The sequence below is a fragment of the Vibrio sp. V08_P9A1T1 genome (assembly GCF_963874405.1).
In the GTDB taxonomy this organism is placed as follows: domain Bacteria; phylum Pseudomonadota; class Gammaproteobacteria; order Enterobacterales; family Vibrionaceae; genus Vibrio; species Vibrio anguillarum.
This window is the reverse complement of record NZ_CAWNIB010000311.1, coordinates 1-13,911: the sequence shown is the minus strand read 5'-3', so window position 1 is coordinate 13,911 and position 13,911 is coordinate 1. Positions and strand designations below refer to the sequence as shown.

Genomic DNA, 13,911 nt, shown 5'->3' with positions numbered 1-13,911 from the left:
TTACATTCTTTCTGAATAATGAAAGACCTAGAGTGGCGATCAAAAAAATCATTTGTATTTACATATGATTGTCCAAATATCAATTTTCCCGTATGGCAGCGTGGTCAAGCAGAATATTAAGCGCTCATATAGTGTTTAAGTGCTTACTTATTTCTAAGGCTAGCTGTACCTTTTCATCTTTACTCATTTTTGAGATCAAGCAAACGAGCTCAGCTGAAATATCATCCTCACAGAAAAAGTAACTTAGTGGTACCCCAAGCTCATCAGCAATCAGCTTAAGCGTGTGGACGTCAGGTGTGTGTTTTCCCTTTTCGTATTGATTCATCCTAGGACTAGCTGAACTTTCATCCATACCTATGCGAACTCCCAACATTTTTTGTGAGAGCTTGGCTTTTTTACGCGCTTCTTTGAGGCGTATTGGGATTGGGTTGTCGAACGACACTTAGGATTCATATCTCTAGGCTCAATGTAACTAAGATTTTCTTAGTTTTACTGATTTATGTATACTAAGCAATCCTTAGTTTTATGGTTTTAGAATAGTCAATGAATCGTTCTCAAAAAATGAATGCGTTTATGCATCAACTGTTGATTGAAAAACAGATGGATAATTTTTCGGTTGTGGAAATTCGAGATGCATTGCTGTTGCTTGAAGGTGTTAGTCCCGATCCTGAAGAAGCACGTAAATTCATTTATCGTCAAATTTTAGTGCTTGAGAAAAAAGGTTGGCTGAGTTGTGAAGGGATCGGAAGGCAAAAAAAGTATTTCCAAACCGAACTCTTTCGAGGACTCGATATAATCAGCCGAGAAAGCTCATCGCCTAAGGTTCGGATTTCCCAACCGTCGACTTCAACCATGGATGGATACTCGGTCTTGATGACAGAACGTGGTGAACATCAGGGTGAGTTGGAAATTATTCTCGGTGAAATAGAAGAATATCAGTCGTTGAGTCAACGTTTTCCTGAATTGAGTACTCAAATCACACCACTGCTTAAGATAGCGAGAGAACGTTCTGCATTATTATTGGGTAAAATCAATGTATTAACCAATGTACTAGCGTCGTTATCAGAGGGATGCGCTCGATGTTAAGAGATTGGCAAAGAGACTGTGCAATGAGAGCGTTAACAAAGTATCAAGGCGAACAGTCTCATTTTTTCTGTCAAGCAACCCCGGGAGCCGGTAAAACTATCCTAGCCGCCGAAATTGCTAAACGCTTATTGGCAGGCAACTTAATTGACTTGGTGTTGTGCTTCTCCCCAACGCTCAGTGTGGCCGACAGTATAAAAAGAACCTTCTCCAAGACATTACATTGTACGTTCAATGGTGGCTTAGGCTCCATTGGGCAATCACTGACCTATCAATCCATTCAATTTTTAAATGATGAATTTTGGCGGATCCTGACTAAATACCGAGTGTTTGTCGTTTTTGATGAAATCCATCATTGTTCAGGATCTGAAATAGAAGGCGCGAATGCATGGGGGCAGCAAATACTCTCCAAAGTTCAAGGGCTCGCCACTTATACGTTAGCGCTATCTGGTACGCCATGGCGCTCGGATTCCTTACCGATTGTGATGGCGGAATACAGTGACCCTGATGGCCAACTGCTCGTCGATTATCAATACAGCTTGAAACAGGCGATTGAAGACAAAGTGTGCCGTTCACCAAAGATTGTTTTGGTGGATAACGAACATCTCACCATTACTGGTAGCAAAGAGGTTCAATCGTTTTCTTCTATATTAGAGTTACTGAAACAGACAAAAACGTCATACCAGAGCATCATCCATAATGATGAAGCGATGGAATATCTCCTTGGTTTGGGCTGTAACAAACTGGCGAATATTCGTCTGGAATCGCCCAATGCCGGAGGGTTAGTTGTGGCGGCGTCGGTACAACATGCAAAGAAAATCCAAAAAATATTAGTGACTCAGTTTCATCAATCGGCTGCGATTGTTACCTATCGTCATGATGAGCCGCTGTCTGAAATTAATGCTTACCGTCATGGTAATACCGAGTGGATTGTCAGTGTCGGTATGATTAGTGAGGGGACAGATATCCCAAGATTGCAAGTTTGTTGCCATATCAGCTCAGTGAAAACCGAATTGTACTTTAGGCAAGTACTTGGCCGTATTTTGAGAGTGAACGATGAGCCGAACCAAGAGGCTTGGCTGTTCACTTTTGCAGAGCAAAGCCTTATTGAATATTCCGAACGCATTGAGCAAGATATACCCGAAACCTGCCTGTTTGCGAAAATGGGCCAAAATGAAGCTTTCCATATCGACGGTTCGAATATCCGCCCACTGCAATCGGCTACTTCTGAACAGAGTGACATACTCGTCCCCACTCTGGATTGGAACTCTTCAATTAAAAATGGAACGTCAGTTGATGGCTCAAATGAGCCCTTTGATGAATTACATTTAGGGCGCTTTAAGCAACGAGTTATAGCTGCATTTGTGTAGTTTTTGACCGATGATGGGGGTGAGGTTTCTACTTTGTTTTGTCTACAATTAATGATGTAGAAAAGCCTTACATATAAGTCGGTTACTGAACTAAAACTTACATTTTAATTGTGCAACAAGATGCTGGGCAAGTTTTTGCCTGTGATTTTTTTGGGTTATCATAGGCAATCCTAAATAATGATGGTACATCATCCCTATGTTTGACAAACAGCGTTCTTATTGTTGTCCATTTTGGAAAGACCCTGAAACCTGCAATTGCGCATCCTGCTATAACCAAAGAGAATGGGATAGAAGCAGTGCCGCACTTAATGTTGCTGAAGCTAACAATTTCAGATCATCGGGAGCTGCAATTCCAAGTATGCAACCAATGCTCGAACCTGAACTGCCTAAAATGACGATGAAAGAAAGGCTAGAAGCACAAAGTAGGCAAAACCTTGCACAGCGTGAAAAGAATTGGAAATATGTACAAGCCAATAAAGAGCGTTACGCCGCGCAACGAGCGGACCAATTAGCTCGACAAGCTCAAGCTGCTTATGATCTTACAGAGAAAGAATGGAATAAAGACCTAAAGGAAGATTTAAAAGCCTATTTAGAGAAACGACATACACAGGTTTGTATTTTCACTGTCGATGATGCAGCTAAATGCGCGATAAACATTTGGCAGCAAAAAAATACAGATGGTGAAACTATTGGCACTGAAACATTGAAATTGTTAGAAGAGATTCATTCTAAATTTGATATCGGTGTTGGCCTTGTTGCTGCTACAAAAGTAACAAAAGCTCTGGGTGGTTTAGGGGTGACCGTCAAACAATACTTAGATGTTAAAGGCAAGGAAAAAATCATCATATCCAGCCTTTGGAATGATAAAAAAATGCACTATGCAGTTGTTAATGGTTTAAATATAAAGAAAAACCATCCATATCCAATATCTAATCCAACGGTAAAGCAATTAGGTGTTTTAGCAAAAGATACTGTGAATGGCTTTAAAAAAGGAGCGGTGTTAAGCATGATTATCTCCGCCGGAATAAACACAAACGAATTAGTATTTAATGATGATTATCATTTAGTTGATTGGTTTGGGCATGTTGGCAGTGATTTTTTCAAAGCTATGACCGTTCTTTCTACTAGTGCTTATGTGGTTAGCTTAACTGTAGGTTTGGGTATTGCTCTACCGATATTAGCAGGTGTTGTCCTGTGGGTTGGTGTTGATTGGGCAATAAATGAAATTTGGGAATCATTTAAAATTGAAGATGCTATCGTTGAAGGATTGAAAAATGCCACAAATAGCTAATAAGCTTATATATTCATACGGTGCATTAGTGAGTTTAATTGGTTTGCCCTTTGCACTTTACTTGAGTTTAGAAGACATTTTTAATGTTTATAAACTTAGTAGTAAAACCATAGAGTTAAGCTATTTTTTTGCTATTTCCCCCATCCTATTTTGGATTCTAAGTATTGTTATCGTAGGCACGTATTCATTATTTTTTAAGACAAGAATGAAGCTTTCACGGCCCATGAGAAAGGCGATAGGCATATACATGCCTATCATTGCTGTTTCACTTTCTTTAGCTATGGGTATTTTCCTAAAACCGCTAATGACCGAACACTTGGTAACTAATGGGTATACATTGGAAAAAACCATTTCGGCTTCAGCACCATGGCGTTCTGACATTGATGTTTATACACGAAACGACTAGTAATGATTGAGCTAAAAGTACTAAAGCATCAATTGCATTTGTAGGAGGACAGTATGGTTTGTTATAAGTCCTTAAAAGTGTCACCTACCTTAATAGTTAATATCTAAGATTACGTGGGTGAACTGAAAGAAAGCATAGTTCTTATAGGAGCAGTGTTTTTTTTCTGATTGGGATCAAATAGGACAATGTTGGTAAGCTCATTTCTGCCCCATTCCTTCTTTACGGCAAAGAGCACTATTGTCAACTGTACTATGCGTAGCCCTAATAAAACTTATCTCTGATGAACGGTGGAACCGTGTCAGGGCGCTGGCGGATCCCCTCATAATTCACCTAAGCCACAAGTGTGTGTGAGACGTTGATAATCCACCATAGCCCAATGATATTGGGCCCCTTTTATTTGGTATCTTCGATGACAACGTACCTCTTTACCCAATCTAGGGATGGATAGTACTCGGCGATGTTTGATAGTGTTGGCTTGGAAGTCATAATGCCATTGAGCTTGCATGGCGATTAAGCCATTCCACCACATGATGATTTCTGCCATTAGCGCCATGAGCAGTAGGATATCGATACGATTCGTACAGCGAGTTAGATTGTGGCGCAGTGCCAATCCGTAAGCGGGGCTTTTTAGATCTCGAAACGACTCTTCAATCTGCATTCTTTTGGCGTATAAGCGAGTGATTTTAACGCCATTTAATACCTGATTGGGGATGTTTGTTACTAGAAGCCAAGGCTCTTTTGCACCTCTGTGGAATACTTTTCCTGCTGAATGCTTTTGGCAGGTTCTGCTGTGTCGATGGGGGTTTCTGCCTTTAGGTTGGCTCTTGTATAAATAGGCAAAGCATGTGAGCGGCGAACGCCGTGATAATTGGCTTTCCCCTAAAAACTGCGGTTTGTCAGTTGCCTGAGGATAGAAGGTCTTGTTCCATAGCCAAGGGGCATCACCACATTTGATCGAGACTTCGCCACGTACGCGTCCCAACCAGAACCAACCTTTGTTGGCGACTTGCCGAAACCATGTATTTCTAAATCCAGCATCCGAGACAATGATGGGAGTGCAGCCTTCGGGCAGGAGCGTTTGAAGCTTATCGAGAAAGTATTGATGACTCTTTGGAGAGTTGTTGTTTTTGTATTCAAACGCCTGCTCATAAAGCGTGATGGCTCGACCTTTAACGGCAACTGAAGCGCGCAATGTCATATAACGTAGCTGCTCGCGAACATCTGACCAATCAACGAGCACCACAGGAAAAGGGTTGGCACGGGTAATAAAGGACGCATGCCACTTATAAATGGTGTCTTTTTCACGGTGTAGGTTGCGATTACCGAGCAATCGGTCGATGCGTTTAATCGCATGCTTACGGTGGTATCGGTGTCGAGTGCGCGCCCAATTTTGGTCAATGTGAGATCAGAGCCGTCGAGTACAGTTTTGGTTGCAAGTATCAGAGATCTCAGTCGTTTTTTGTGAATGTCAGGGCATTGATTCTCGAGAGTTTGCTGTAGAATTTGAATGTCGCGCATCGTTAGGGCTCCCTATTAAATCCATTTAATCAGGTGTGTTTTTGGCGAAATTCATTAGATCAGAATGAGCGATGCGCGTCTACTCATTGTTTTATATAGAAATTATGAGGGGATTCGTAAGGTCAGGGCGAAATGTTGCTTTTAAGAAATTTATCAGTTGTTCTTTGTTGTGTCTGGGTTCATAAATTGAAGCAATAGCCAAAAGACTGCATCATTGAGAGCTGAACGTTACAATTGTGATATTCAGTGATATTCAGTGCTAAATCGGTTATAAATAATATGAGGAAATTGAGTTGGTAGAAGCAAAAACTATCGGGTTGTTCTTTATTACAGCAGTAGCAGAGATATTGGGGTGTTATCTACCTTATCTCTGGTTGAAAGACGGGAAATCTGTCTGGCTTTTACTACCAGCAGCTCTATCCCTAGCACTATTTGCTTGGTTGCTTTCTCTTCACCCAACAGCGGCTGGTAGGGTTTATGCTGCCTACGGTGGGGTTTATATTTTCGTAGCAATACTATGGCTGTGGATAGTTGATGGTATTCGACCAACTTTATGGGACATAGTCGGTGTGACGGTAGCGCTGATCGGCATGGTTATCATCATGTTCGCGCCAAGGTACACCTAATAATGAACTATTGAAACATTTCAAATTGAGGGGTATGAGCAAGCTCCACCTTAGGTCTGTCCCTATTTTGGTCTCAACATTAAGACAGCCATTTGACATCGACTTACTTTTCCCAAACTAACTTATCTCTCAGAAGAACATGTTTAATTGAAAAATTGATACATACGGAAGATAAAACATATGATATTTCATATGTTTTATTGCGTTGAATAGTTCCTATGTTTGATCCAATCCTTCTTTACAAAGCATTTGCTGAAGAAACTCGGCTTAAGTCTCTGCTGTTAATGCAGAAACAAGAAGAATTGTGTGTGTGATCTCATGGAGGCGCTTAATCTCAGTCAACCCAAAGTCTCTCGGCATCTTGCCGAACTGCGAAAGCACGAGCTTGTTATGGATGAGCGACGTGGTAAGTGGGTTTACTACCGAATCAATCCCAGGCTAGCTCCTTGGGTTAAGCAAGTGCTGGAGATAACCCTCAAGCATAATTTGGCACTTATCGAGCCAGAGTTGCAGTTCATCAAAGGCAAAACATGCTCGAATGGTATAAGTGAATAATGCTCTATTCAGTTGGTTTATCAATTTCATATTAAAGAGGTCTGTATGAGTAATATCTCAAGCTGTGGCGAAACCAGCGCATCTGAAAAAATGAGTTTCCTAGATCGATATCTAACCGTATGGATTTTTCTTGCAATGGCCGTTGGTGTCGGGGTTGGAGTGTGCTTCCCTCTGTCGGCTCAGTGGAACGAAAGCCTATCTGTAGGTTCAACCAATATCCCGCTTGCTATTGGCCTAATCCTAATGATGTACCCTCCATTAGCGAAAGTAAATTATAGCCTTCTAGGCGAAGTAACTCGTGACAAACGCGCGATAATGCTTTCTTTAGTGATGAACTGGCTCGTGGGACCGATTTTGATGTTCACATTAGCCATCATTTTCTTACGCGATCAACCTAGTTATATGGTAGGACTCATTCTGATCGGCCTTGCTCGATGCATCGCTATGGTGTTGGTTTGGAATGATATCAGCGGCGGAAACAAAGAGTACGGTGCAACTTTGGTTGCATTAAATAGCGCGTTTCAAATTGTCACGTATAGTTTTATGGCGTGGCTGTTTATTACTGTTTTACCCCCTTACTTTGGCCTTGAAAGTTTCGTTGTTGACATCACTATCTGGGATATTGCACAAAGCGTCTTAATTTATTTAGGCATCCCTTTCTTAGCGGGTTTCTTAAGCCGTAAACTATTAGTTTCAGCAAAAGGTGAACAGTGGTACAACGAAGTCTTCATCCCGCGTATTTCGCCAATCACCCTGATTGCGCTTTTGGCAACCATCGTTTTGATGTTTAGTCTGAAAGGTGAAATGATCATCGAGTTACCGATGGATGTGTTCCGTATTGCAGTGCCACTGATCATCTATTTTATGGTGATGTTTTTTGTGAGCTTCTACATCGGGAAACGTATGGGGATCCCTTACGACCAAAATGCTTCTATCGCCTTTACTTCAACGGGCAATAACTTCGAACTGGCTATCGCCGTATCAATCGCTGTATTTGGATTAAACTCTGATCAAGCATTTGCAGGCGTTATTGGACCTTTGGTTGAAGTGCCCGTTTTAATTGCTTTGGTCAACGTCGCATTACGAATGAAGAAGAAGTACTATCCTCCCCATCATGGTATTAAAGCGCACAATCAATAACCATTCACAAACGTCATGATCTTGCCATTAAGCAGTCAATGAGTTCATCCCGATAAGAATGCAACAATGTAATTAGAATTAACCTAGGTAACTAACACCACTGCAATCCAGTAGGGAGGCTTGGTTGATGAGTAAGTAACATTCGACAGTGCTCCAAAAACAAAAAGGCTGCGATGGAGAGCAGCCTTTTTTACTACCCGTCATATCATGACGACTGGTTTTTGGGGCTTGACAAAAGCTCCGCAATCGCTTGATCGTTTTGGTGACGAACATCCAAGCCAGTCACAAAATAAATCGTGTACTCACAAACGTTGCGCGCGTGATCGCCAATCCGTTCGACCGCGCGACCTATCCACGTGATCTCCAAAATGGTTTGATAGTGAGTGCCTTGCACCAGCATATCTTTATCATTTTGACGCAAAATATTGCCGTAGCTGTTGTCGATTTGTTTATCTAACATTGCTGCTTCTAGCGCATCGTGTGCATTGAGATCGTGAAAAGCGTTCATCGATTTTTGCAGCATATTGATCACGTTCGCGTTAATTGTTTCAAACGCATCTTCTTGTAATTCAATACCATCAAAATAGTCTTTGTCACCCGGATGGTGCTCCTTTAAACGCAACACCGCATGGGCGATCCGTTTAGATTGATCGCCAATTCGTTCAAGATCCATGATCGCTTTCATGATCGAAAACACCGCACGTAAATCGCGGGCTGCGGGTTGGCGTTTGACTAAAATATCAATGCAGCGTTGATCAATGGCCAGTTCTAACAAATTGATATTATGATCGTGTTCAATTACTTGCTTGGCCAGTTCGGTATTGCCTGTCATAAACGCATCGAGTGCGTCCCGCACCTGTACGATGACTAAATCACCCATATTCACCACGCTATCCACAATAGAACGCATTTCGCTATTGTAGCTATGAGAGGTGTGCCCATCGACACCATGAGTTGTCATAAAATTCTCCTAAAACAGTCGTTAACCGAAACGGCCAGTAATGTAATCTTCAGTGCGGCTATCACGTGGGTTGGTGAACAACTCACGTGTTTCGCTCAGTTCAACCAAGTTACCTAAGTGGAAGAAGGCGGTTTTATCTGAAACGCGCGCCGCTTGCTGCATGTTGTGTGTCACCATCGCAATGGTGTAGCTGCCTTTGAGCTCATCAATCAGATCTTCAATGATCGAGGTCGCGATAGGGTCAAGCGCCGAACAAGGCTCATCCATCAAAATCACTTCAGGGTTAACCGCAATCGCACGAGCAATACACAAACGCTGTTGCTGGCCACCAGATAGTCCGGTGCCCGGTGCTGATAAGCGATCTTTGACTTCTTTCCACAAGCCAGCGCGGCGTAAGCTGGTTTCGACGACTTCATCCAAATCGGATTTGTTATCTACTAGGCCATGTAATTTAGGGCCATAGGCGATATTTTCATAAATCGATTTTGGAAAAGGATTAGGCTTTTGGAACACCATGCCAACTTGAGCGCGCAGCTGCACCACATCTAAGCTAGGGTGATAAATATCTTGCCCGTCCAAGGTAACTGAACCTTCAACACGAGCCGTGTCGATGGTGTCGTTCATACGATTTAAACAGCGTAAAAAGGTCGATTTACCACAACCAGAAGGGCCGATAAAGGCGACCACTTCATGCTCAATGATATCCATATCGATGCCGTGTAGCGCCTTGGTTTCACCATAGAAAACTTTCACATCACGCGCGGCCATTTTAATTTGTGTGGCTTGGGCTGCTTCTTTAGCGGTGCTCTTTACCTGTGGTATCACAAGGGAGTGTTTGTTCATAATAGCTTCACTTATCATCTTTATTACCACCGAGTTTCAAAGCGTCGACGCAACCAAATCGCCAGCGCGTTTAAGCTAATCATTAATGCTAACAATACGGTGATTGCAGCAGACGTTCTTGCTTCAAAAAAGTTACGCAGTTCGTTACCTTGCCAGAGGAAAATCTGCACTGGTAGCGCGGTTGATTGATCGAGCGGTGTCGCAGGTACGCTGGCGACAAATGAGCTCATACCAATCAAGAGCAGTGGCGCAGTTTCACCTAATGCTTGGGCGATACCCAAAATGGCCCCAGTCAAAATGCCCGGTAGTGCCAAAGGCAATACGTGATGGAAAACGGCTTGAGTTTTGGACGCGCCGATACCCAGAGCTGCTTGGCGAATCGATGGTGGTATCGCTTTCAATGTTGAGCGAGTAGCAATGATCACTGTGGGCAGTGTCATTAGTGTTAATACCAAACCACCGACAAACGGTGCCGAAAGCGGCAGCTTAAACCACAAAATAAACACTGAAGCGCCCAGTAAACCAAATACAATCGAAGGAATCGCCGCCAAGTTGTTGATGTTCACTTCAATCAAATCGGTGAACTTGTTTTTTGGGGCAAATTCTTCTAGGTAAATCGCGGAAGCGACGCCAATCGGTACCGCCAATACCATAACAATGAGCATCATAAATACCGAGCCCATAAACGCCCCAGCAAGGCCAGCCGAAGCTAATGAGCTGCGAGAATCGACGTTCATAAACAGCGCTGTACTGAATTTGTTTTGGATAACGCCACGTTCAGCGAGCTCATCCGCCCACGCGCGGGTACGAGCACTCAACTGCTGACGAGAGTCGGGTAGATCACGGTCGATGTTGCCTTTCAACCACACATCGACGTTGGCTTCCGCCAGTAAATCAAGACGTAAGGTTTGGCCGACCAGTGAAGGATCATTGACTATCATATCGCGCAAAGCAAAACGCTCGCCGCTGGTGATCAATTTGATCGCATCACGCTGGTAGCGAGTCGCTTCAGGGATTTCGTTGGCCAAACTGTTGACAATAATACGGTTGAAATTAACCATGCCGACGCTGCTTTGCCATGTGAGCATGCGTTGATTGAACTGCGCCGGGCTCTCATCACTTTGTTGGATGGGTTTGGGCTCTATTTTCACGACATCGGGGTCAAAGTAGACATCCAAGGTCACTGTCGCTTGCCAAAAGGCTGGAATACCTTTGGAAAGAATCGAAGTGAATAGTATCGCCACAAAACTTAACGCTAAGGCAACCGCGCCAATACCGAAAGCTCTAAAGCGGCGTTCACTGTTGTGACGTTTTTTCAGCGAGCGAGCAATGCGCAGTTTTGTTTCATTACGTTGCGCATAGGCATCGTCATCTTGAAGGTTAGTCATTTGAATGCTGTTGTCCATGGCGTTACTCATACTGTTCACGGTACTTACGTACGATAACGAGCGCGATCACATTAAGGCATAGCGTGATCACAAACAGGGTTAAACCAAGTGCAAAGGCTACTAAGGATTGTGGGCTAGCAAAATCGGTATCGCCGGTCAGTTGGTTGACGATGGTAACCGTCATAGTAGAGACAGCCTCGAATGGGTTGGCGGTTAATACTGGGCTATTTCCGGCAGCGAGAACCACAATCATGGTTTCACCAATCGCCCGGCTGGCGGCGAGCAAAACTGCGCCAGTCACGCCAGGTAGCGCGGCAGGTAGAACCACTTTGCGAATGGTCTCTGATTTGGTTGCGCCAAGGCCAAGCGAGCCATCTCTTAGTGTTTTGGGCACTTGAGTAAGAATGTCGTCGGATAGCGAGGAAATAAAGGGAATCACCATTAAGCCCATCACAATCCCCGCGGTTAGAGCGGAGGTGGCACGAATATCGATATGGAGCCACTGTCCCAATTCGCTCAGAAAGGGACCTACGGTGATTAAAGCAAAAAAGCCGTAGACGATGGTGGGAATGCCTGCGAGCACTTCAATAATCGGTTTGGCTATCGAGCGAACGCGACTTGGCGCATATTCAGCCAGATAAATGGCGCACATCAGGCCAATAGGAATAGCGACGATTAAGGCAATCAACGCGATTAAAAAGGTTCCTGCTAGTAATGGCAACATACCAAAGCCGGTTTGGTTCTCTGTTCCTACGGTTGAGAAACGTGGGTTCCAAGTCGTACCGAAGAAAAATTCGCTCGGGCTAACAAAACTAAAGAAACGTAACGCTTCTCCAACCATAGAAAGAACAATGCCTACCGTGGTTAAAATCGCCACACCAGAACACAGAATCAGCAGTATATGCAGTGCACGTTCGACTGTGTTGCGTGCGCGAAGATCAGGGCGAATTTGTCGAGTGCTGAAGACTAATCCGGCCGCGGCAACCGTTGCCATCAAACCAGTGAGTAATAAATAGCTGCGTTGTTCTAACTGCTTTAAGTAGTCTGCGGTGGTAATTTCTTGAGGAGAAAAGCTATCGAGTACAGCGAAACCGCTGGCGATATTATGCAGTTTATTCATCAGTACGTGAGCACCCTCCACGGCCGTTGGCTGCAGATCCGTAGGAAGGCTATCAACCACCATTTGCTGAATCAGTATGGGAGAACATAGGCTCCATACTATCCAAATTAACAAAGCAGGAACCACACACCAAAGTAGGGTTAGCATGCCGTGATAAACCGGGCGAGAGTGTAAACGCTGAGTTCCAGCATTGGTTGATGCTACTTTTTTACTGCACGTCAGCCCTAAGTGGTAAGCCAATGGCATTACCGCCAGTAGTACCACCATCAGCATCAGATTATTCATTGTTATTCTTACCTTATTAAAGCGTTAGCTTGAGCCGAAAACACTGGCCCAAGCTAATCAGAGAGCCTTAAAGGAGTTTGCGATTTTTAATGTTTTGCGACACCTGGGCGCGCTCTTTATCATCCATTGGGATAAGGCCTGCCGCTTCAAGTTGGCTACCCGTTGCGCCCATTTGTTCGCTCACAAAAAACTGTGCGTATTCGAGAATTCCCGGTACTACACCGACATGAGCATTCTTGATGTAGAAGAACAGTGGGCGAGAAACTGGGTATTGCCCGCTGCCAATGGTATCTAAGCTTGGGGTTACGCCGTTAACGGTCGCCACTTTCAAGCGGTCACGGTTTTGGTCGTAGAAGCTTAGGCCAAATACACCAAGCGCATTTTTCTGAGCATCAAGACGAGCGAGGGTTTCGGTATAATCGCCAGCGACTTCAACTACGCGACCATCGGTGCGAATCGCATTACAGAAGTTACCTTTGGCTTTTTTGTCCATCGCTTTGACTTCGGCAAAAGTCTCACAACCTGGATGAACGACTTTCTCTTCGTACACTTCACGCGTGCCGTGATTAGAACCTGGTATCACAAGCAGAATTTCTTGGTCAGGAAGAGAGGCGTCAATTTGCTTCCAGTTGGTGTAAGGGTTTGACACCATTTTGCCATTCTGCAGAATTTGTGCTGCACCCGCTTTAAACACATGCTCTGGCTTAAGGGCAAAAGTGCCACTGTCGGTACGAGATGCGAACACAATGCCGTCATAGCCGACTTTGACTTCAATGATTTCTGTCACGCCATTCGCGCGGCAGCTTTCCACTTCAGAAGATTTAATGGCGCGTGAGGCGTTAGCAATATCGATGGTATTGACACCGACACCTTGACAGAACTGACGTAAACCGCCACTTGAACCACCGGAACCGACCACTGGCGTGTTAAATTGTGGGAAGGTTTGGCCGAACTCTTCTGCAACGATAGAAGAAAATGGCAAAACGGTTGAAGAGCCAGCGATTTGGATCGTATCACGTGCCATTGCTGGGGCAGAGATCGCGGTTGCGATGGTTGAAGCAAGCAAAAGCGCATTGCGTCCGAACTTCATAATATTTCCCTCATTAAATTTCATAACCGTAGACTGTTTTGAAAAGTCTTCCATAAGCAGCTTTGTATTGTTTAGCTAGGTAAATTCTGAGAGGACAATGTGACAATAAAATAGACTTTATGTGACAAATTTATGACTACTCTGGCTTTTTTGTTTTATAAGTAGATTGTTTTTATTAAAAATCAGAAGGATATATTTATTTATTCAGTAATTATGGGGTGATTGAATGTTTAAC

12 protein-coding genes and 2 pseudogenes are annotated in these 13,911 nt (G+C 43.7%); 7 read left to right on the top strand and 7 right to left on the bottom strand.

The genetic code is table 11. From position 1 onward, the window contains the following. Positions 1–124: 124 nt before the first annotated feature. Complete coding sequence (locus AACT21_RS16210) at positions 125–442, bottom strand: helix-turn-helix domain-containing protein (RefSeq protein WP_017046120.1); 318 nt, start codon at positions 440–442, stop codon at positions 125–127. A gap of 101 nt (positions 443–543) precedes the next feature. Here AACT21_RS16210 and AACT21_RS16205 point away from each other — a divergent pair, with 101 nt between their 5' ends. From AACT21_RS16205 to AACT21_RS16190, 4 genes are all read left to right on the top strand, one after another. Beyond that, positions 544–1,086, top strand: coding sequence for a hypothetical protein (locus AACT21_RS16205; RefSeq protein WP_017049629.1), 543 nt, complete (start codon positions 544–546; stop codon positions 1,084–1,086). Further along, positions 1,071–2,453: a DEAD/DEAH box helicase gene (locus AACT21_RS16200; protein ID WP_017049630.1), complete on the top strand. Its 1,383-nt coding sequence runs from the start codon at positions 1,071–1,073 to the stop codon at positions 2,451–2,453. Before AACT21_RS16205 ends, AACT21_RS16200 begins: the two co-directional genes overlap by 16 nt. Before the next feature lie 196 nt (positions 2,454–2,649). Continuing rightward, positions 2,650–3,744 carry a hypothetical protein gene (locus tag AACT21_RS16195; RefSeq protein WP_088729065.1) on the top strand — a complete coding sequence of 365 codons (1,095 nt, stop codon included), beginning with the start codon at positions 2,650–2,652 and terminating at the stop codon, positions 3,742–3,744. Further along, on the top strand, positions 3,728–4,150 hold the full coding sequence (locus AACT21_RS16190; protein ID WP_017046124.1) for a hypothetical protein: 423 nt from the start codon (positions 3,728–3,730) through the stop codon (positions 4,148–4,150). Before AACT21_RS16195 ends, AACT21_RS16190 begins: the two co-directional genes overlap by 17 nt. A gap of 319 nt (positions 4,151–4,469) precedes the next feature. Here the strand turns inward: AACT21_RS16190 and AACT21_RS16185 are convergent. Beyond that, a pseudogene (locus AACT21_RS16185) lies at positions 4,470–5,668 on the bottom strand (IS4 family transposase). A gap of 293 nt (positions 5,669–5,961) precedes the next feature. On the opposite strand from AACT21_RS16185, the gene AACT21_RS16180 reads away from it, so the two are divergent. The 3 genes and pseudogenes from AACT21_RS16180 to arsB all read left to right on the top strand — a co-directional run bounded on the left by AACT21_RS16180 (position 5,962) and on the right by arsB (position 7,989). After that, positions 5,962–6,294 (top strand): YnfA family protein, encoded by a 333-nt coding sequence (locus tag AACT21_RS16180; RefSeq protein WP_094132656.1) that lies wholly within the window; start codon positions 5,962–5,964, stop codon positions 6,292–6,294. A gap of 218 nt (positions 6,295–6,512) precedes the next feature. After that, positions 6,513–6,849, top strand: a pseudogene (locus AACT21_RS16175) (metalloregulator ArsR/SmtB family transcription factor). A gap of 45 nt (positions 6,850–6,894) precedes the next feature. Further along, entirely contained in the window at positions 6,895–7,989 is a 1,095-nt protein-coding gene (arsB, locus tag AACT21_RS16170) for an ACR3 family arsenite efflux transporter (protein ID WP_094132658.1), read from the top strand. Positions 7,990–8,194: 205 nt separating this feature from the next. On the opposite strand, the gene phoU is transcribed toward arsB, so the two are convergent. From phoU to AACT21_RS16145, 5 genes are all read right to left on the bottom strand, one after another. Next, entirely contained in the window at positions 8,195–8,950 is a 756-nt protein-coding gene (phoU, locus tag AACT21_RS16165; protein WP_094132660.1) for a phosphate signaling complex protein PhoU, read from the bottom strand. 21 nt (positions 8,951–8,971) lie between these two features. Then, positions 8,972–9,718, bottom strand: coding sequence for a phosphate ABC transporter ATP-binding protein PstB (gene pstB / locus AACT21_RS16160; RefSeq protein ID WP_237666846.1), 747 nt, complete (start codon positions 9,716–9,718; stop codon positions 8,972–8,974). A gap of 98 nt (positions 9,719–9,816) precedes the next feature. Then, entirely contained in the window at positions 9,817–11,199 is a 1,383-nt protein-coding gene (gene pstA, locus AACT21_RS16155) for a phosphate ABC transporter permease PstA (protein WP_237666845.1), read from the bottom strand. Positions 11,200–11,203: 4 nt separating this feature from the next. Further along, positions 11,204–12,586: a phosphate ABC transporter permease subunit PstC gene (pstC, locus tag AACT21_RS16150; RefSeq protein WP_094163287.1), complete on the bottom strand. Its 1,383-nt coding sequence runs from the start codon at positions 12,584–12,586 to the stop codon at positions 11,204–11,206. Between the two features lie 67 nt (positions 12,587–12,653). After that, on the bottom strand, positions 12,654–13,676 hold the full coding sequence (locus tag AACT21_RS16145) for a substrate-binding domain-containing protein (protein WP_094132665.1): 1,023 nt from the start codon (positions 13,674–13,676) through the stop codon (positions 12,654–12,656). Between the last annotated feature and the right edge of the window lie 235 nt (positions 13,677–13,911).

Coding starts and splice junctions, on each gene's coding strand:
- phoU (WP_094132660.1), bottom strand. CDS start 8,950: ATGACAACTCATGGTGTCGATGGGCACACCTCTCATAGCTACAATAGC.
- AACT21_RS16200 (WP_017049630.1), top strand. CDS start 1,071: ATGCGCTCGATGTTAAGAGATTGGCAAAGAGACTGTGCAATGAGAGCG.
- AACT21_RS16195 (WP_088729065.1), top strand. CDS start 2,650: ATGTTTGACAAACAGCGTTCTTATTGTTGTCCATTTTGGAAAGACCCT.
- AACT21_RS16190 (WP_017046124.1), top strand. CDS start 3,728: ATGCCACAAATAGCTAATAAGCTTATATATTCATACGGTGCATTAGTG.
- pstC (WP_094163287.1), bottom strand. CDS start 12,586: ATGAATAATCTGATGCTGATGGTGGTACTACTGGCGGTAATGCCATTG.
- pstB (WP_237666846.1), bottom strand. CDS start 9,718: ATGGCCGCGCGTGATGTGAAAGTTTTCTATGGTGAAACCAAGGCGCTA.
- pstA (WP_237666845.1), bottom strand. CDS start 11,199: ATGGACAACAGCATTCAAATGACTAACCTTCAAGATGACGATGCCTAT.
- AACT21_RS16205 (WP_017049629.1), top strand. CDS start 544: ATGAATCGTTCTCAAAAAATGAATGCGTTTATGCATCAACTGTTGATT.
- arsB (WP_094132658.1), top strand. CDS start 6,895: ATGAGTAATATCTCAAGCTGTGGCGAAACCAGCGCATCTGAAAAAATG.
- AACT21_RS16145 (WP_094132665.1), bottom strand. CDS start 13,676: ATGAAGTTCGGACGCAATGCGCTTTTGCTTGCTTCAACCATCGCAACC.